Raw genomic sequence first — 18,289 nt, 5'->3', positions numbered from 1 at the left:
CGCCGAACGCGTTCGGCGCCTCTTGGACACGTGACAAGCCTGAATTTGGGTGCTGCGAGTAGCACCAAGGGTACTACACTTCCAAAAGAATGCAACTCAGGCAGATGATTGACGCGTTAATTCCAGTTGATAGCGGCCATTGGCCGGCGGCATTCTCCAGGCCTGAACTGAAGCGTTTCTGGCAGGGACTTGAACGTGCAGGGGAACGTGATAACGTTAGGTGTATTTCTACCCGTCCGAAAGGGGAAAACATGAACGAGCCGAAGAATTCACGAGAGGAAGAAGCAGTGGGCAAAACCATCGGCGATTTTGTTGCCGAGGACTACCGGACCGCGGGAGTTTTCGAGAAATACGGGATTGATTTCTGCTGCGGTGGAAATGTCGCGCTTTCTACCGCCTGCCGGCAAAAGGGAGTCGATCCAACCCTGATCTTGCAGGAGATCGAGGCTGCGAAGGCTGAGCCGGTCGCGCGGAGCGAGAACTTTGCGGCGTGGGAACTTCCGTTCTTGGCAGACTATATCGTCACTGTTCACCATGGGTACATCAAAGAGAATGTCGGGCAGATTGTCTCCCATGCCCACAAGATTGCCGAGGTCCATGGCTCTCGGCATCCCGAGCTGACCGAGATCGCCGCCATGTTCGACGGGGTTGCAGCCGATCTGACAGCCCACTTGCGCGAGGAGGAAGAAATCCTTTTCCCGGCACTGAAACGGGCTGACTCGGCAAGAGCGGCAGGGAAGAAGCTGGAGCAACAGGATGTCGACGCAATGAGAGGGAATTTGGCGAAATTGCGCCGAGAGCACGAAGAGGTGGGCGATATGGTTCATGCCATCCGCCGCCTTGCCAAAGATTTTGCGGTCCCCGGCGACGCCTGTAACACCTACGCGGTCACATACAAAAAACTGAAGGAATTCGAGGACGACCTCCATAAGCATGTGCACCTCGAAAACAATATCCTTTTTCTGAAAGCAGAAAGATATCTGGTTCCCCCGCTGGCATGAGGGTGTGACGGGTTGGGTGCCTGTCGGGCTTGCCGTTCTGGGACGGCCTGGGGCGGAATTCGGCATAAACCTGCCGACACTGCGGCATGCTCACATCTGTTGCTGGATGCAGGCTCGCTTAAAAGGAGAACGCGGGCACGTGGTGACTCCCTCGATGATGGCATGGCCGTAGCTGGCGACCATCTGCGTCAAAATCTGCGTCAAACATGCTTACGTGAGGTGAGGAGGCAAGTCGTAATTGTCTAACTACTTGAAATAATTGGCGGAGGCACATGGGAATCGAACCCACCTGGGAGTTTTCTCAACCCCCACACCGGTTTTGAAGACCGGGCGGCCCACCAGCGACCGACGTGCCTCCGTGACAGGAGGGCGAAACGGGAAAGACATGCGTAAAATAGAATATTTTCGGGGATAAAACAACATCTATTTTCGGTCGGTTCCCGTTCAGTCGTGTCGGGGGGTCGCGGATATGTAACTTGATGAAACTTGTATTAAATGGTATCACTGGACCATTAGGCGAAACGTTTTACCACGGAGGTATCATGACGAAACGACTGATCAACTCCTGTCTGGTCGGAGTGCTGTTTGCCGTGCTGGCAGCCGGCTCTGCCCTCGCTTCCCCGAAGGAGGCGGCCAAGGAGGAAAGCCCCGAATCGATGATCAAGGCGCTTTTTCCCACGCTGCCCTTGTCGGGCGTGAACAAAACCGCCATCGACGGCCTCTACGAGGTAATTACCGACGGCAACGTCATCTATATCCATCCGAAAACCGGCCATGTCTTTATCGGCAATCTCTTCACCAGGGAAGGCAAGAACCTGACGGCAGAGGCGAGCAGTCGCCTGGTGGCGGAGCGCTACAAGCTCATCACCGCCGCCGACAAGGAGAAGGCGGTGAAGGTGGGCACCGGCAAGTACGAGGTCATCGAGATTACCGACCCCGATTGTCCCTACTGCCGCAAGATGCACGAATACTGGGGGCGCAGGCCGGACGTGACCCGCTACGTGTTCTTCCTCCCCCTTGCCATGCACCCCGATGCCGAGAAAAAGATCCGCTACATCCTGGCAGCAGAGAACAAGGAGCTTGCGTTGTGGGAGGTCTATTCGGGCGAATTGGACAATAAACGCGAGGTGCTCGACGCTCCCCGGGACGACAAGGGGCTGCTTGCCGCCCATATGGCGATCGTGGCCAAGCTGGGCGTGAACTCCACCCCCACCTTCTGGGTGCAGGGAACCTATGTGAGCGGCGCCAATACCCAGCTCATCGAGAAGGTGATCGGCACGTGCAAGACCGCCGAGGGGATGGCTCCCGGTGCCCCCGTCAAGTGCGAGGACGAGGGGCAGAAGAAATAGCGGAGGCCCCGCACTTCCGTGATCCCGCTCAAGGACTACAACCCGACGCGACGCTTGCCAGTGGTGAGCGTCGCGCTCATCATTCTCAATTGTGCCGCGTTCCTGTTCGACCGGTACGCCGGGCACTACGAGCCGCTGCTCGTGGAGACGGCCCGGGGGTTGGTTCGAACGCGGCAGTTCGTTGGAGGGCTTTCGGCGGACTACTCGCTGGTTCCCGCCGAGCTCACCTCCCATCCCCTCCTGGCCTGGCCCACCATCATCACCTCCATGTTCCTCCACGGCAACTGGCTCCACATCGGCTCAAACATGCTCTACCTCTGGATTTTCGGCAACAACGTGGAAGACGTGCTTGGGCGGTTCCGCTTCGTGGTGTTCTATCTGGGCTGCGGCACCGTGGCGGCCCTGGCCCAGGTGGCGAGCGCGCCCGGCTCCGGCATGCCGATGGTGGGGGCCAGCGGCGCCGTGGCGGGCGTCATGGGGGCCTACCTGCTCCTGTTCCCCCATGCGCGGATACTGACGCTGGTGCCGATCATCTTCTTTTTCACCTTCATCGAAGTGCCGGCATTCATCATCATCGGCTGGTGGGTGCTCATCCAGTTCCTGAACGCCAACTGGCTCGGCGGGGGGGAGTTGCGGGGCGGCGTGGCCTACTTCGCCCATATCGGCGGGTTTGTGGCAGGGATCGTGGGGCTCTGGCTTTCCGGGGCGGTGCGCCGGAGGGGCGGACCCTACCGGCGCGGGTAACCGTTCACGGAGATCCGTAGAAAGTGTGGAACCGGGCGGTGCCGCTCATGCGCTCTTCCGACAGGTAGTACCGGTAGAAAAACCGTATGGTCTTGGGCTTGGTCGCCATGGCGGCACGCACCGGTATGGAGAAAGCGGCACGTTCGCCGATGGCGAACTGGTTGGGGAAGAAAAGGAACGTCCCCGCCCCGATGGGGGTTCCCCCGTCGTCCAGCAGGGTGGCAGCCAGTTCCAGATCGTGGATGTAGTAGTAGGTTCTGTTCTCGGCCACGCCGTCGATGGTCGTGCCATTGGCGCCGACAGTGGTCTTCCAGTAAAAGGCAAAGTCGAAGAATTCATATTTGTTCGGGTAGGTATCGGCCGGACGCAACGAACCGGTCGTTTGAGCGCACGCTGCAGTCAGGAGCAGCATCAGGGCGGGCACAAGATGTCTCGCGTGCATGGGACCTCCTTCGAATGGCTGCTGCGCCTTGGAGTGGTGCCGGCGTCGAGACGGTTTTTCGGCTTCTTTGGCGGGCCATGATGTTACTATGCCAAAATTGTGCTACCATTCAACTGCTGAATGTGATGCAGTGCATGAATTCTTTCCATGCCCGGGAGGTACGTTCCAACATCCATGATTGAAGAGTTATTGGTCATCCTTGTCCTTATTCTCGGCAACGGATTTTTTGCCGGCTCGGAGCTTGCCATCATTTCCGCCCGCAAGGGGAGAATTGCCCAACTGGTCGAAGCCGGCGATTCCCGCGCCCAGATTGTGGAACGACTGCAGAATGATCCCCACCGCTTTCTGGCCACGGTTCAGGTGGGGGTGACGGTGGTGGGCTCTCTCGCCTCCGCCGTGGGCGGCGCTGCTGCGGTGCAGTCGGTCAAGCCGCTGCTGCAGGCGGTTCCCGTCGACTTCATCCGCCAGGCGGCAGAGCCTCTGGCCATCGGCTTGGCTGTGGCGCTCATCTCGTATCTTTCCCTCATCTTCGGTGAACTGGTCCCCAAGACCATGGGCCTCCAGTATGCGGACCAGATGGCGCTCCGCGTGGCCAAGCCGATCAATTTCCTGGCAAAGGCCGCCGGGGTGGTGGTCAGTTTTCTCACCATCTCCAACAAGGCGGTGCTCGCCATGATGGGGATCAAGGCCGAGGGGAGCCAGGCGTTCGTCACCCGCGAGGAGGTCCAGCACATCGTTGCCGAGGGGCACGAGGCAGGAGTGTTCAGCGCCACAGAGCAGGAGTACATCAGGAACATCTTCGATTTCACCCACACCTGCGTCCGCGAGGTGATGGTGCCCCGCACCCGCATGGTGGCGCTCGATCTGGCGCGCCCCCGGAAGGAACTGGTCCGGAAGGCGCTGGACAACATGTATTCGCGCTATCCGGTCTACCGCGGGAGCATCGAAAACGTCATCGGCTTCATTCACGGCAAGGACCTGCTGGGGAGGACCGTGACCGATCCGGAGTTTTCCCTGGAGTCGATCGTCCGCCCTCCCTTCTATGTGCCGGAGGGGAAAAAGGTCAACGAGCTCCTCAAGGAGATGCAGCGGCTCAGGATTCACATGGCGCTGGTGGTCGACGAGTATGGCGGCATCAGCGGGCTGGTCACCACGGAGGACCTGCTGGAGGAGTTGGTGGGCGAGATCGAGGACGAGCACGACATCGGCGAGCCAGGCACCGTGCAGCGGCTGCCGGACGGCAGTCTGCTGGTGGACGCCCTCATGTCGATCGGCGACCTGGCAGACCTGCTCAAGATCAAGCTGGCAGAGGATGTTCCCTATGACACTCTTGCCGGCCTCATTCTCGACCAGTTGGGACGCTTCCCCGAGCGGGGCGAGACGGTGGAGTGGGACCGCTTCAGCCTCATCTGCGAGGAGGTCAAGCGGACGGCGATCGTCAAGGTGCGCATCGTGGAAAATCTGCCGTCCCAGGCAGGGGACGGGCAGCACAGAGCGGAGCAGGAGTAGGCATGGACCGGGGACACTTTTTGGCGCTGCTCGGGTTCCTTACCGTCACCCTCGTGCTGTACCTGGTCTATGCCATTGTGGCGCCGTTTCTGGCACCATTGGGATGGGCCGCGGTCATCGGCGTGCTCACCTTTCCCCTCTATCGGAAGCTCCGGGCCGTGGTCGGCGGCAGGGAGCTGCTGGCCGCGGGAGTAATGACCCCCGCGGTGGTCATCACCCTCGTGGTTCCCGTGATCGGTCTTACGTTCTTCGTCGTCCAGGAGGCAACCCTTGCCTACCAGTTTCTGGAGCGAGTCGCCGCCGACGGGGGAGAGGCGGTGCTGGCCAAGATTCGGGCCCACCACCTGATACACCCCTGGATTACGCGGATCGAGGCCTACACCGGCCCCCTCAGCCTTGAGATCGACACCACCTTCCTCCCCGAGGTAAAGGAGGTGGCGGCCAAGGTTCTCGGCTACTCCAAGGAAGCGGTCAAGAACGCCTTTCTCTTCATCCTCAAGATCATCCTGATGGTGATCGCCCTGTTCTTCATTTATCTCGACGGCGAACGGGTCCAGCGCCGGGTCCTTGCGATCATTCCCCTTCCCGAGCAGCACAAGGCCGAACTTACCGACACCGTCCGCCGGGTGCTCACGGCGGTCATGTTCGGCGTTTTTCTCACCTGCCTGGTGCAGGGCGCCCTGGGCGGCATCGGCCTGTTGGTTGCCGGCATCCCCTCGCCGGTCCTCTTCGGCGCCATGATGGCGGTCTGCGCCCTGATCCCGATGGTGGGGACGGCCCTCATCTGGCTGCCTGCCGCCATCTATCTGCTGCTCAACGGGGAAGTCGCTCGGGGGGTCGGGCTCATGATCTGGGGCTTTGCCGTGGTAAGCTCCATCGACAACGTGATCCGTCCCTTTTTCATCAGCGGCAAAGCCAAGCTGCCGGTGCTCGTCATTGCCATCGGCGGCCTGGGAGGGCTTGCCTCCTTCGGACTGCTGGGGGCCGTTATCGGGCCCCTCGTGCTTGCCCTGTTCCTGGCGCTCTTCGATATGTATCAGAAGGAAATGGCGGGGTCCGACGCTAACGCCGGGCCCCGCCCGGAGGAGGGGTAGGGGAACGGTTTCGTCACACGCGCTGGGCGGCGCGGGCTCTCCGGTTGCCGATGGTGACCGAGGTGATGATCGAGATTGCCAGAACCCCCACGATGGTTCCCAGGGAAAAGATGATGGGGATGTGGTAAATGTCCACCAGCAGCATCTTTACCCCCACGTAGGCGAGGATCACGGACACGCCCAGCTTCAGGTAGACGAACATCTCCATCACGTTGGCCAGCAGGTAGTAGAGGGAGCGGAGTCCCATGATGGCGAACACGTTGGAGGTATAGACGATAAAGGGGTCACGGCTCACCGCCAGTACTGCCGGGATGGAATCAACGGCAAAGATCAGGTCGCTCGATTCCACCATGACCAGGGCCAGGAACAGCGGCGTGGCCGCCCGTACTCCCCCTTTCTTGACGAAAAAACGGTCGTCGCGAATCCGTTTCGTGATCGGCACCAGCTTGCGCACGAGCCGCACCATGGGATTTTTTTCCGGCTCGATCTGTTCCTCTCCGCCGAAGGCCATCTTGAATCCCGTCACCACCAGAATCCCGCCGAACACGTAGATCATCCAGTGGAACCGCTCGATCAGCCCTATGCCTGCCAGGATGAAGATCGCCCGCAATACCAGTGCGCCGATGATACCCCACTTGAGGATCTTGGGCTGGTGGACCTTGGTGATGTGGAAGTAGGAAAAGATCATGATGAAGACGAAGAGGTTGTCCACCGACAGGGACTGTTCGATGAGATAGCCGGTGAAGAACTCCATCGCCTTTGTGGGACCCATCTCGAAGTAGATCCAGGCGTTGAACGACAGTGCCAGCGAAACCCAGACCAGGGTCCAGGTCAGGGCTTCGCGGAACTTGATCTCATGGCTCTTGCGATTGAACACCCCCAGGTCGAGGGCGAAAACAACCAGCATAATGACGGCAAAGCCGACCCACATCATCGTAGTGATTTCCATTCAGGGTAACTCCGGGATCTATGATTGGATAGGGGGGCGGAAGGATGCCGGGTAGCGCTCCTGCCGCCCCGCCGCTGCAAGGGGAGCTAGAAGTTTCTGCTGTACGCCATGGCTTCGAGCCGGGCGATCCGCTCTTCCATGGGGGGGTGGGTGGAGAAGAGCTTGAACAGCGATCCGCCGCTGAGCGGGTTGACGATGAAGAGGTGAGCTGAAGCCGGCGACGCCTGCTGCATCGGGACCATCTGGGATGCCATCTGGAGTTTGCGCAGGGCATTGGCCAGGGACTGGGGGTTGCCGCAGATGCGCGCGCCCGACTCGTCCGCCAGGTACTCGCGGGAGCGGGATACCGCCATCTGGATCAGCATGGCGGCGATGGGGGCGATGATCGCCATGGCCAGGCCGCCGATCATGCCGCCGGCCCCTTCCTCGTCGTCGCTCCGGCCGCCGCCGAATATGGCCGCCCACTGGAGCATGTTGCCGAGCATGGAGATGGCGCCGGCAAAGGTCGCCGCAATGGTGGACACCAGGATGTCGCGGTTTTTCACGTGGGCCAGTTCATGGGCCATGACCCCTTCGAGCTCCTCGGGGGAGAGGATGCGCAGGATACCCTGGGTGGCGGCCACGGCCGCGTGGTTGGGGTTGCGGCCGGTGGCGAAGGCATTGGGACTGTCGCTGGGAATGATGTAGACCCGCGGCATGGGCAGGCCTGCCTGGACGGACAGCCGGCGCACCATGCCGTAGAAGGCCGGGTTTTCGGTCTCGGTGATCTCCTTTGCCCCGTACATGGAAAGGACGATCTTGTCCGAGAACCAGTAGGAAAAGAAGTTCATGGCACAGGCCATGAAGAAGGCGAAGACCATGCCGGTCTTGCCGCCGATGGCGCTTCCCATGGCCACCATGAGAAGGGTGAGCAGGGTCAGGAGCAGGGTGGTCTTGAGTCGGTTCATCATGTGTTGGTACCTCCGGTTGGTTATGCGTTATGGCCGGGGCAAACAAAAAAGACCTTTACCCGCGGCGCGACTGAGCCTTGGATAAAGGTCTTGCATGCTGTAACGCTCAACATCGGGATCAATGTTTCACGAAGCCCCGGGCCCGGGTGTTGCCACCGTGATGACGAGCCGTGGGTCGGCGCATATGGATGGATCGCGCCGATTGCTACTCCCCTTTAACAAGGAAAATGATAATCAGCCGCCCCAGCGATGTCAAGGGTTTTCGTGGCAGCACATTCCAGTCCTTGCATATCACCGGTACATGCTGTACCATCCCCGTCGCTTTCGGCCATTGCATCTGAAAGGAACGCCTTCCGTGGACGCAGCCGTTTTTATCACGACCTTCGGCATTATCTTCCTAGCCGAACTGGGCGACAAGACCCAGCTTACCGCCATGGCCCTGGCCACCCGCTACCCCTGGAAGAAGACTTTCATCGGCATCGCCCTGGCGTTCGCGGTTCTCAACGTGGGTGCCGTGGCTCTGGGCAAGTTCCTCTTTGCCGTGCTTCCCATTTTCTGGATCAAGCTTGTCTCCGGCGGTCTCTTCCTCTTCTTCGGCATCTCTACCCTCCGGGGGGGCGACGGCGACGGGGACGGCGAAAAAGGCCCCGCCTCGGCCAGGGGACCGGTGCTCACGGCTTTTCTGATGATCCTGCTGGCCGAGCTGGGCGACAAGACCCAGCTCGTCACCACCAGCCTGGCAGCCCAGTACGAATCGCCCCTGTCGGTGTTTGCCGGCTCGACCCTGGCCCTCTGGGGAGTATCGCTCCTGGGCATCTTCATCGGCAAGCAGCTCATGCGGGTCATCCCCCTCGGCACGATTCACCGGGTGGCAGGGGTGCTCTTTCTCGTTTTCGGCCTCGCCATCCTCTACCAGACCTTCACCGGGCCTTGAGCGATTGCATTTTTCGGGGCGGCCCCGTACAATTGTCCCTGTTTGAGCGGATGACGGCAGGGTGATTCGCGGGCCGCTCCGGCAGCCCCTGCCCAGTCGCCGTTCCCGTGATCCGGATTCCCCTCCCCGAGAGCCCGATGTCCGACAACTACGTCGAAAAATCGTTTCTATACCTTCTGGTCCTTTCGCTTCTCCTTCATGCGGGCGTGTTCGCCTTTTTTCTCGCATTTCCGCAGCAGGGGCAGATGGTCCGCCAGGAGCCGATCATGATCGACCTGGAAGACATCCCCGACCTGTCCTCCCAGCCGCCGGCGACCGACAGGAAGGAGGCCCGGCGCTTTGCCGAAGAACGGCACCGCGTCCCCCGGGAAATGGCCCCTCGCGGCGATATGGACCGGGACCGGATCGCTTCGCTCCCCTCGCAGCAGCGGCCGCGAATGGCTCCCCAGCCCTATGCCCCGGCACAGCGCGAGCCGGCGGCCCGGGAGCCGGCGCCCGGCGATATCCCCGTGCGGGAACCCCCGCGGGGCGGGGGTGGCATCCTGAAGCCGCGGACCAGGGGAGAGAACCTGCCGGACATGGCCCAGCTCATGCCGAGCGCGGAGCGGCTGGCAAAGATCGAGGAAAACTACAGGAAAAGGTTCAGTGACGATGTGGCGGAGGGGGACACCAAGTTTCTCGACACCGACGACATCCAGTTCGGCTCGTTCCTGCGCCGCTTCGAGAATGCCGTCTACGGCGTCTGGCGCTATCCGGCCGATGCGGCGCGGTTGGGCATTGAGGGGGTTGTGCCGGTGAAGATCACCTTCAATCGCTCGGGAGAGATAGAAAAGTACGAAATTTTGCAGAGTTCGGGGAGCCGCATCCTCGACGACGAGGTGGGGCGGACCCTCTCTACCATCAAGAGGGGGGGCACGGTGGGCGCCTTTCCCCGCGGCTACGCCAAGGAGCACTTCCACCTGGTCGCGTTTTTCCAGTACGGCATCGTGCGCGGCGCCAGCCGTTCGCTCCGCTGACGCCGGCGCAGCCCGTCCGCACCCCTTATCCCTGTTTTCAGCCCCTGGCCAGCACTTCCCGCAGATAGTCCCGGAACTCCCCGTTGAACTCCTCCCGTTTGAGGGCCATGTCCACCGTGGCCTTCAGGAAGCCGAGCTTGTCGCCGCAGTCGTGGCGCTTCCCCTCGAACAGGCAGCCGTAAATGGCCTCTTCCCGCGACAGGGTGAGCAGGGCGTCGGTGAGCTGGATTTCACCACCCTTGCCCGGGGTCTGGCGCTCCAGAACGGGAAAAATGTCGGGGGTGAGGACGTAGCGGCCGATGATGGCCATGTCCGAGGGGGCCTCCTCGCGGGGGGGCTTTTCCACCAGGTCGGTCACCTCGAAGACCCGGTCGGTGATCCCCGTTGCCTTCACGCAGCCGTAGGATGAGATGGACTCGAGGGGCACCTTTTCCAGGGCCACGACCGGGCCCCGGTATTTGCGGTAGACATCCAGGAGTTGGCCCAGGCAGGGTTGTTCCGCGTCGATGATGTCGTCCCCCAGCAGGACCGCGAAGGGCTCGTCGCCCACGAATTCCCTGGCGCAGAGGATGGCGTGGCCGAGCCCCAGGGCCTGCTTCTGCCGGACGTAGAAGATCTTCACCATGTCGGCGATCTCCCGCACCTCCTGGAGCATGTCGTCCTTCCCCTTTTCCTGGAGCAGCGCTTCCAGCTCGAAGGAGATGTCGAAGTGGTCCTCGATGGCCCGTTTGCTCCGGCCGGTCACGAAGAGGAGTTGCTCGATGCCCGAGGCAACCGCCTCCTCCACCACGTACTGGACCAGCGGCTTGTCGATCAGGGGAAGCATCTCCTTGGGAGATGATTTGGTTGCCGGAAGAAACCGGGTACCGAGCCCCGCCACCGGAAATATCGCTTTTTTTACCTGCATGATCCGACTCCTTTCAGATCGTAGTCTGTTCCGAATTGCCCCGCTCCATGCCGTCAACGATGGCGGGGACCAGGTCCTCCCGCCCCATGGCCATGATGTGGACTCCATCGCAGAAGGGCCTGACCGCCGCCACGGTCCTCCGGGCTATCTCGATCCCGGCGGCCAGCGGGTCGCCGGCACTCTCCAGCTCCGCAACAAGCTCGGGGGGGACCTTGAGGCCCGGCACCCGCTCCGTCACGTAACGGGCCATGCCGGGTGACTTCAGCAACAGGATGCCCGCGATGACCTTCATGCCCAGGGGATGCGCCGCATCGGCGAACCGGGCGAACCGTTCCGGGGAGAAGACCGCCTGGGTCTGGATGAAGCGGGCTCCGGCAGCCGCTTTCTTTGCCAGCTTGGGGAGGGTGAGGGCGAAGGGTTCCGCTTCGGGGGCCGCCGCGGCGCCGGCAAAGAACGATGTGGCGCCGGTGAGGGTCGAGCCCGAGAGGTCCCGCCCTGTGTTGAGCCCGGCAATGATCCGCAGGAGCTGGACCGAATCCAGGTCGAACACCGGCTTGGCCTCCCGGTGATCGCCGAAGGTGATGAAGTCGCCGGTGAGCGCCAGCACGTTGGTGATCCCCAGGGCGGAGGCGGCCAGCAGTTCGCTCTGGAGCGCCATCCGGTTGCGGTCGCGGCAGGTGAGCTGAAGGATGGGCTCGATCCCTTCCCGCACCAGCAGCGCCGCCGGAGCCAGGGGGGAAATTCGCATGTTGGCCCCCTGGTTGTCGGTGACGTTCACGGCATCGACGACCGGGCGCAGGGCCCGGGCCTTGCGGAGGAATTCGGTACAATCGCTCCCCTTGGGCGGGCAGACCTCCGTGGTGACGATGAAGCGGCCCGCGGCGAGGCCGGCGCTGAGTGCGGATGACGTAGCGGTCATGTGTCGAGTTTCAGGTCCGCGGGCCGGCGGCTGGCGGAGAAGTCGGCAGGGGGAGTGGTGTCGGCCAGGGGGCCCGCTTCCGCCTGACCCTGGAGGCGGGTGAATATCTGGTGCCAAGCGCACTCGGCGTTAGGGTTCACCTCGCAGCGCCCTTCGTCCATCCCCCCGCAGGGGCCGTTGAGGATGCCCTTGGGGCAGAGCGTCACGGGGCAGATGCCGGCGGTCTCGTTCAGGCGGCAGGCCCCGCACAGGGAGCAGCGCTGCTCGAACTGGCCGAATCGGCGGATATTGCCGAGGAACAGGGTGTCGAGGCCCGCCACGGTCCGCTTGTCCGTGCCCGCGGAAACCGACTGGACCCCGGCGCCACAGGCGAGCACCAGGAGCGCTTCGGCGCTGCGGACCATTTCACCCTTGGCCCGGAGGTCCCGCTGGACCCGCAGCAAGTGGCACGCCTCATCGATGACGATGGAGCCGGTCACCTCCCGGCCCGCCTCGGTGAGGCGCTCCTGCATCTGCCAGACCTGTTCCTCGCCGCCGGCCTTGCAGACGGTGGCGCACTTGGCGCAGCCGATCACGAAGACCCGGGAGACGCCGTCCAGGGCGGCCAGGATATCGGTGAAGGGTTTCTGCCTGCTGACTATCATCGCGATTCCGGTGTCGGGACCCGGCTAGCCCTTTCCGGAACCCGCCATTTTCGCGGCCTCAAGGGTATTGTGCAGAAGCATGGTGATGGTCATGGGGCCCACCCCGCCGGGGACCGGCGTGATAGCCGAAGCCCGCTCGGCTGCCGCGGCGAATTCCACGTCTCCCACCAGTTTCTTTTCCCCCACCCGGTTGACGCCCACGTCGATGACAACCGCGCCTTCCCTGATCCAGTCCCCTTTGATCATCTCGGGCACCCCGACGGCGGCGATGACCACGTCGGCGGCCCTGACCCGGCCGGGGAGGTCGCGGGTCTTCGAGTGGCAAATGGTGACGGTGGCGTTGCGCTGGAGGCACATGAGGGCAACCGGCTTGCCCACGATATTGGAGCGTCCCACCACCACGACCTCCTTGCCGGCCAGGTCGACTCCCGCCTCCTGCAGCATCACCATGACGCCGTAGGGGGTGCAGGGCTGGAAGGTCGGCTTGCCGGTCACCAAGCGCCCCACGTTGTAAGGATGGAAACCGTCCACATCCTTGGCGGGGGAGATGGCCTCCAGGACACGATCCGCGTTGATCTGCGGCGGAAGGGGGAGCTGCACGAGGATGCCGTGGATCGCCGGATCGTTATTGAGCTCGTTGATGAGCGCGAGGAGCTCCTCCTCGGTCGTTTCCGCGGGGCGCGTGATCTTCACCGAGTGCATCCCGAGCTTGTTGCAGGCATCGCCCTTCATCCGGACGTAGACTTCGCTGGCGGGGTCGCTGCCCACCAGGACCGTGGCGAGGCCGGGGGTTATTCCCCTGGACTGCAGTTCTTTCACCTGGGCGGCGAGGTCCGCCCGGATCTTTTCGGCAATGGCTTTTCCGTCGATGATCGTGGCCATGGGTGGGCTCCTTCTGGATGTGCGTCCCGGTAGGGGAGAATGGTGAGAACAGCCACAGAATGATACGGAAAGGTGACCGTGTTGTAAAGTCAGATTCCCCGCCCTGCTGGATAAAAAAATCCCCCGGCAGGGCCGGGGGATCTGGTTGGCGCGGTCCTATACCGCGGAGGGGCATCCTGCGCACGAGCCCCCCGAGGGGCAGGCAGGCGCATCGGATGTGCCGGAACCGCCGGAGTTGTAGCCCTGGGCGTACCAGCCGCCTCCTTTGAGGGCGAATCCGCTCTGGGAAATGAGCTTGCGCACCGGGCCCCCGCAAGTGGGGCACTCGGTGGCCGGGGCATCGGAAAATTTCTGACGCAGCTCGAACTGCTTGTCGCACGCGTCGCAGCGGTATTCATAGAGTGGCATGGGACAACCTCCTGAAAAATCGTTACGATTCACTATAAGTATCCCCCCCTCGGTTTGTCAACCCCGCGGGAGCGTTTCCGACGCCGCGCTTAGATGCTGCGGCCTACCGGCGGCCGCCTTCGAGCAGGGCCCGCACGGCGGCTGCGTCGGAGCCGGAAACCCTGATGGTTTTGTGGCGGGACTTTTCGCCGGCTATGATGGCGACGCAGGACTTGGGCACGCCGAGCCGCTTGGCGAGGAATTCGACGCAGAGGCGGTTCGCCTCACCCTCCACCGGTGGCGAGGTGAGCCGCAGCTTGATTGCTTCCCCCTGGACGCCGCAGACTTCGTTGCGGGACGCCCGGGGCTGCACGTGGACCGAAAAGGTGACGCCGTCGGCGGATTCGGTAATCCGCGGTGCAGGGGAAGGGGTGTCAGGCATCCTCAAGGGAGATCATTTTGTAGTGGGTATCGAGCAGGGCCTTGAAGGCGCTTTCGAACTGGAGCTTCTGGCGACGGAGATCCTGGAGCTGCTCGTTGAGCTGCCCGAGCCTGCGCTCGGCGTCCACGAGGATCTTCTCCGCCTTCACCTCCGCCTCGGAGACGATGAGCGACGCCTCCTTCTGGGCGTTGGCCTTCATCTCCTCGGTGATCTTCTGGGCCGCGAGCATGGCCTCGCGCAGCTCGCGCTCCTGGCGCGCCGTCTGTTCGGCGTCGGCGGCCGCTTTCCGGCACTGCTCGCGCAGATCGGTGTTTTCCCTGATGAGCCCCTCCATCTCCTGGGCCACCAACTGAAGAAACGAATCCACATCCTCCGGGTCGATGCCGCCGAGCATCTTGCCCTTGAACTGCTGCTGCTGGATGTCGAGGGGGGTTATTTTCATTACATGGCCCCTGCGCCGAGCTTCATCCGGAAGGCGAAGTCGTAGATGGTCCTGATCACGAAGCTCTGAATAAAGTAGATGGCCACCAGCACCAGGATGGGGGAGAGGTCGAGGCCCCCCAGGTCCGGAAGGATCCGCCGGACCCGTGAGAGGACCGGCTCGGTGCTGCGGTAGAGGAAGTTCACGATCGGATTGTAGGGATCGGGGTTCACCCAGGAGATGATGGCCCGGGCAATGATGATGTAGAGGTAGATCGTCAGGAGAATGTCGGCGATCTTTGCGATGGCGAGCAGAAAATTGGCGACCACGAACATGGGGGAGCCCCTTGGGGAGAAATGACAACGGCCGTTGTTATACCGGAATCCGGGGCGCGATGTCAAGAAACTACGCTATTTCAGCCCTTTTTCGCCCGTGTAGATGGTGGCTATGCCGAAGGTCTGGTTCCGGTGGGCAGTATCGCGGAAGCCGACCGAGGCCATGAGCGCCTTGAACTCCTCCTGGCTCGGGAACTCCAGCACCGAATCGGGCAGGTACTTGTAGGCGCTGAACTGCGAGAACAGTCCGCCGATTACGGGAAGGACCCGGAGGAAATAGAACGAGTAGATGCTTTTGAAGAGCCGCGAGCGGGGGGTGGAAAATTCGAGGATGACCGCCCGGCCGCCCGGCTTGAGGACCCGCAGCATCTCGGAGAGCCCCTGGCGGCGGTCCACCACATTGCGGATGCCGAAGGCGATGGTCACCGAGTCGAAGGTGTCATCAGGGAAGGGGATTGCCTCGCAGGGGGCGATTTCCATGGTGATCCGGCCCGCGTAGTGGGAGCCGGCCACCTTGTGGCGTCCCAGGGTCACCATCCCCTCGGAAAAGTCGACGCCAACGATGGCGACCGACGGCGGCGTCTGCCGGGCGATCTCCAGGGCCACGTCGCCGGTGCCGGTGGCCACGTCGAGCACGCGCCCCCCCTCGCTCCACCGTATGCATTTGACGGCGTTTCGACGCCAGCGCCGGTCCACGCCGAAGCTCAGGAGCCGGTTGAGAAAGTCGTAGCGGGGGGCGATGTCGCTGAACATGTCGCGGATGCGCTCGCCTTTTTCCGTAAGCCGGTACATGATATTTTTCTGTCCTTGCCACCAAAGAAGTGATATAAATCCAAATTCTTCGCACGTTCTGAACAAAGCCTGTCGTTTGTAGCACAAAACGGCCCGTCCTTGCCAGTACTTTCGAGGGGCGGCGCATGGGCGGGGCTTAACCTTTTCCGGGATAAACGGGGCAGCCGCGTGTTTCATCTGATCCGCTGGCAGGATATTGCCGACATCATCATCATGAGCTTCCTGGCCTACCGGCTCTATAGTTGGTTCAGGCACACCCGCGCCATGCAGGTCCTGATCGGGCTCGGGATCCTGGCCGGGGTCTATTTCGTCACCCGCAACCTGGGACTGTTCATGACGAGCTGGATTCTCCAGGAGCTCGGCACGGTCCTCTTCGTCCTGATTATCGTCGTGTTCCAGTCGGAAATCCGCCAGGCCCTGTACCGCTTCAGCCTGCTGCGGACCTTTATCGGCCGGCAGGAGGGGGGGGGCGAGCTCGACCTGGCGGAACTGGGCCGTACCGTCTTCGGCCTGGCGCGGGAGAGGACCGGCGCCCTCATCGTCCTCCAGCGCCAGGAGGCCCTGGACGACTACCTCCTGCACGGGGTGAAGGTCGACGGCCTTCCGAGCAGCCACCTCCTGGGCAGCATCTTCCGGAACGGCACCCCCCTGCACGACGGCGCCGTGATCATCAAGGACGGCCGGGTGAGCCAGGCGTCGTGCCACCTGCCGCTCTCCATGAAGACAGAGCTCCCCCAGAACTTCGGCACCCGCCACCGGGCCGGCATCGGGCTCAGCGAACGGTCGGACGCCGTGGTCATCATCGTGTCGGAAGAGCGGGGCGAAGTAGGCATGGCGCTTGCAGGAGAATATCGGAAGATCGCCTCTCCGGAGGAGTTTGCCGAGGTGGTCCGGGGGCTGCTCTATCCCCAACGCCCTGAAAACGTTGCTTTTACCCTGCGCCAGCGTCTCCTCCGCAACCTGGTGCCGAAAATGGTCATCACGCTCATTGTTATTGCCGGTTGGCTGGTGGTGACCACCAAGGAGGGCGGGATTTTTACGGTCACCGTGCCGATCAAGTTTCACAACCTCCCCTCCAGTTCGGTTCTTGTGAAGAGCGTTCCCGAGTCGGTGGAGGTCCAGCTCAAGGTCTTCACCAGCCTCATCCCTTCGCCCAAACAGCTTGACCTGGTGGCCGACCTGAACCTGGCGGCCGTACACGATGGGGTCAACAGCCTCGCGGTCAAGGATGATGATCTGAATCTGCCCCTGGGAGTGGTCGTGACCGGCATCAATCCACCGGTGGTGAAGGTGACCATTGCGGGCAAGGAGCGTAAGCAGCTCCGGGTGCGGCCGAAGCTTGCGGGACAACTCCCGGGCAGGGCAAAGGTCAGGGGCGTGACGGTGGACCCCGATGCGGTGATGGTGGAGGGCCCCGGCCATCTCCTGGAAGGGCTCGAATCCCTGCCCACGGAAACCGTGGATCTTTCCGCCCTGCGCCGGGGCGGAGTCGTGGAGCGGCGGGTCGTCTCGCCGTCGCCCCAGATCAGGGTGTTGCGTGATGAACCGGTCCGGGTGACAGTGGTTACTTCCGGTAAGTAGTTGATGTGCCGTGCCTTTAAAGGAAAAAGTTTGACATTGGTGTGACGGTTTGTTACAAAATGCGACCTATCACACGGTGTTTAATAAAACAAAAAGGAAGGGGGATACATGAGTATACGATTGCGACTTACCACCTTCGTCCTCATCCTCTTGGCCTTACCCTCCTTGGCGCTTGCCGCCAAAAGCCATAAAGTAAAAAAGAACGAAACCCTCTCTTCCATAGCCCGCAAGTATCACGTCCGCGTCGCCGATCTCAAAGCAGCCAACAACCTTGCCAATACTCGCGTAAAACCAGGCACCATTCTGGTCGTTCCTCCCCGTTCCGAGGCAGCCGCGTCGGAGCCCGCGGCCGAGGTCGCGACGTACAAGGTGCGCAAGGGCGACACTCTGATCCGGATCGCCCGCAAGACCGGCGTATCCGTGGATGATCTGCGCCGGTTGAACAGCCTTGGCAAGAACGGAATCAAGGCCGGCCAGGTTTTGGCGCTTCGGACCGTTGTCGACGAGGGGCAGCCGGCCAGGAAGCTTGCCCTCAAGAAGCCTCTCAAGAGCCTCGACATCTACAATGAAAGCGAATACGAGCGCAGCCTCGCGGAACTCGTGGGCGAGAACGGCGAAGACTCCCAGGCCGATTTCACCAAGGGGGTAACCCTCGGCGGCGACGGCGTCACCGAGTTGAAAAAGACCGCCTACAGTTTCATCGGCACTCGTTATCGCTTCGGCGGCACCACCCGCAAGGGGCTCGACTGCTCAAGCTTTGTCCAGCACGTCTTCCGCGAGCTCGACGTGACCCTCCCCCGCACCGCCCGCGAGCAGTTCCATGTGGGCAACCCGGTAGCCACCGGAGACCTCCAGAAGGGCGACCTTCTTTTCTTCCACACCTATGCTCGTTTTCCTTCCCATGTGGGCATCTACCTCGGCAACAACAAGATGATTCACGCCTCCTCCCGGGACCGGCGGGTGGTCATTTCCTCGATCGATACCCCCTACT

The 18,289-nt window shown here is 62.1% G+C and carries 21 protein-coding genes and 1 tRNA gene; 9 read left to right on the top strand and 13 right to left on the bottom strand.

Annotated elements, in window-relative coordinates:
• The first annotated feature begins 251 nt into the window (after positions 1-251).
• Positions 252-1,001: an iron-sulfur cluster repair di-iron protein gene (ric, locus tag AC6CDK_RS16375; RefSeq protein ID WP_039646155.1), complete on the top strand. Its 750-nt coding sequence runs from the start codon at positions 252-254 to the stop codon at positions 999-1,001.
• Positions 1,002-1,261: 260 nt separating this feature from the next.
• Here the strand turns inward: ric and AC6CDK_RS16370 are convergent.
• Positions 1,262-1,359: transfer RNA gene (locus AC6CDK_RS16370), tRNA-Sec, on the bottom strand.
• Positions 1,360-1,543: 184 nt separating this feature from the next.
• On the opposite strand from AC6CDK_RS16370, the gene AC6CDK_RS16365 reads away from it, so the two are divergent.
• Both AC6CDK_RS16365 and AC6CDK_RS16360 read left to right on the top strand, forming a co-directional pair.
• Complete coding sequence (locus AC6CDK_RS16365; protein WP_039646153.1) at positions 1,544-2,350, top strand: DsbC family protein; 807 nt, start codon at positions 1,544-1,546, stop codon at positions 2,348-2,350.
• 18 nt (positions 2,351-2,368) lie between these two features.
• A complete protein-coding gene (locus AC6CDK_RS16360; RefSeq protein WP_066357793.1) occupies positions 2,369-3,094 on the top strand; it encodes a rhomboid family intramembrane serine protease in 726 nt (241 codons plus the stop codon).
• A gap of 4 nt (positions 3,095-3,098) precedes the next feature.
• Here AC6CDK_RS16360 and AC6CDK_RS16355 read toward each other — a convergent pair whose 3' ends face one another.
• Positions 3,099-3,536: a hypothetical protein gene (locus tag AC6CDK_RS16355; RefSeq protein ID WP_039646150.1), complete on the bottom strand. Its 438-nt coding sequence runs from the start codon at positions 3,534-3,536 to the stop codon at positions 3,099-3,101.
• Positions 3,537-3,710: 174 nt separating this feature from the next.
• Here AC6CDK_RS16355 and AC6CDK_RS16350 point away from each other — a divergent pair, with 174 nt between their 5' ends.
• The gene (locus AC6CDK_RS16350) at positions 3,711-5,045 is read left to right on the top strand and encodes a hemolysin family protein (protein WP_039646148.1); all 1,335 of its coding nucleotides are present in this window, start codon (positions 3,711-3,713) and stop codon (positions 5,043-5,045) included.
• Positions 5,046-5,047: 2 nt separating this feature from the next.
• Positions 5,048-6,139: an AI-2E family transporter gene (locus AC6CDK_RS16345; RefSeq protein ID WP_039646146.1), complete on the top strand. Its 1,092-nt coding sequence runs from the start codon at positions 5,048-5,050 to the stop codon at positions 6,137-6,139.
• A 13-nt stretch (positions 6,140-6,152) separates the two neighbouring features.
• Here AC6CDK_RS16345 and AC6CDK_RS16340 read toward each other — a convergent pair whose 3' ends face one another.
• Complete coding sequence (locus AC6CDK_RS16340; RefSeq protein ID WP_039646144.1) at positions 6,153-7,088, bottom strand: TerC family protein; 936 nt, start codon at positions 7,086-7,088, stop codon at positions 6,153-6,155.
• Positions 7,089-7,174: 86 nt separating this feature from the next.
• A complete protein-coding gene (htpX, locus tag AC6CDK_RS16335; RefSeq protein ID WP_192905113.1) occupies positions 7,175-8,035 on the bottom strand; it encodes a zinc metalloprotease HtpX in 861 nt (286 codons plus the stop codon).
• A gap of 358 nt (positions 8,036-8,393) precedes the next feature.
• On the opposite strand from htpX, the gene AC6CDK_RS16330 reads away from it, so the two are divergent.
• The gene (locus AC6CDK_RS16330) at positions 8,394-8,972 is read left to right on the top strand and encodes a TMEM165/GDT1 family protein (RefSeq protein WP_066357792.1); all 579 of its coding nucleotides are present in this window, start codon (positions 8,394-8,396) and stop codon (positions 8,970-8,972) included.
• Positions 8,973-9,109: 137 nt separating this feature from the next.
• On the top strand, positions 9,110-9,988 hold the full coding sequence (locus AC6CDK_RS16325) for an energy transducer TonB (protein WP_039646137.1): 879 nt from the start codon (positions 9,110-9,112) through the stop codon (positions 9,986-9,988).
• Positions 9,989-10,025: 37 nt separating this feature from the next.
• On the opposite strand, the gene galU is transcribed toward AC6CDK_RS16325, so the two are convergent.
• The 9 genes from galU to ubiE form a co-directional block, all read right to left on the bottom strand.
• Positions 10,026-10,895 carry a UTP--glucose-1-phosphate uridylyltransferase GalU gene (gene galU, locus AC6CDK_RS16320; RefSeq protein ID WP_039646135.1) on the bottom strand — a complete coding sequence of 290 codons (870 nt, stop codon included), beginning with the start codon at positions 10,893-10,895 and terminating at the stop codon, positions 10,026-10,028.
• A 13-nt stretch (positions 10,896-10,908) separates the two neighbouring features.
• Positions 10,909-11,814 (bottom strand): methylenetetrahydrofolate reductase, encoded by a 906-nt coding sequence (locus tag AC6CDK_RS16315; protein ID WP_039646133.1) that lies wholly within the window; start codon positions 11,812-11,814, stop codon positions 10,909-10,911.
• Positions 11,811-12,458 (bottom strand): methylenetetrahydrofolate reductase C-terminal domain-containing protein, encoded by a 648-nt coding sequence (locus AC6CDK_RS16310; protein ID WP_039646132.1) that lies wholly within the window; start codon positions 12,456-12,458, stop codon positions 11,811-11,813. The genes AC6CDK_RS16315 and AC6CDK_RS16310 overlap by 4 nt, the downstream gene beginning before the upstream one ends.
• Before the next feature lie 24 nt (positions 12,459-12,482).
• Entirely contained in the window at positions 12,483-13,340 is an 858-nt protein-coding gene (gene folD / locus AC6CDK_RS16305; protein ID WP_039646130.1) for a bifunctional methylenetetrahydrofolate dehydrogenase/methenyltetrahydrofolate cyclohydrolase FolD, read from the bottom strand.
• 156 nt (positions 13,341-13,496) lie between these two features.
• On the bottom strand, positions 13,497-13,748 hold the full coding sequence (locus AC6CDK_RS16300) for an FmdB family zinc ribbon protein (RefSeq protein ID WP_039646127.1): 252 nt from the start codon (positions 13,746-13,748) through the stop codon (positions 13,497-13,499).
• 103 nt (positions 13,749-13,851) lie between these two features.
• Complete coding sequence (locus tag AC6CDK_RS16295; protein WP_039646125.1) at positions 13,852-14,169, bottom strand: DUF167 domain-containing protein; 318 nt, start codon at positions 14,167-14,169, stop codon at positions 13,852-13,854.
• Complete coding sequence (locus AC6CDK_RS16290; protein ID WP_010941529.1) at positions 14,162-14,611, bottom strand: DivIVA domain-containing protein; 450 nt, start codon at positions 14,609-14,611, stop codon at positions 14,162-14,164. Before AC6CDK_RS16290 ends, AC6CDK_RS16295 begins: the two co-directional genes overlap by 8 nt.
• The gene (locus AC6CDK_RS16285; protein WP_039646122.1) at positions 14,611-14,925 is read right to left on the bottom strand and encodes a YggT family protein; all 315 of its coding nucleotides are present in this window, start codon (positions 14,923-14,925) and stop codon (positions 14,611-14,613) included. The genes AC6CDK_RS16290 and AC6CDK_RS16285 overlap by 1 nt, the downstream gene beginning before the upstream one ends.
• 75 nt (positions 14,926-15,000) lie before the next feature.
• Entirely contained in the window at positions 15,001-15,717 is a 717-nt protein-coding gene (gene ubiE / locus AC6CDK_RS16280; protein WP_039646120.1) for a bifunctional demethylmenaquinone methyltransferase/2-methoxy-6-polyprenyl-1,4-benzoquinol methylase UbiE, read from the bottom strand.
• A gap of 168 nt (positions 15,718-15,885) precedes the next feature.
• Between ubiE and cdaA the strand changes: the two genes are divergently transcribed.
• Together cdaA and AC6CDK_RS16270 are read left to right on the top strand one after the other, a co-directional pair.
• Entirely contained in the window at positions 15,886-17,298 is a 1,413-nt protein-coding gene (gene cdaA / locus AC6CDK_RS16275; RefSeq protein ID WP_039646118.1) for a diadenylate cyclase CdaA, read from the top strand.
• 108 nt (positions 17,299-17,406) lie between these two features.
• On the top strand, positions 17,407-18,289 hold an 883-nt coding region (locus tag AC6CDK_RS16270; protein WP_496639917.1), incomplete at its 3' end, for a C40 family peptidase.

The sequence above is a fragment of the Geobacter sp. PheSNFMC genome (genome assembly GCF_059620965.1).
The sequence above is the reverse complement of the archived record's forward strand: the minus strand, read 5'-3'. Positions and strand labels throughout refer to the sequence as shown.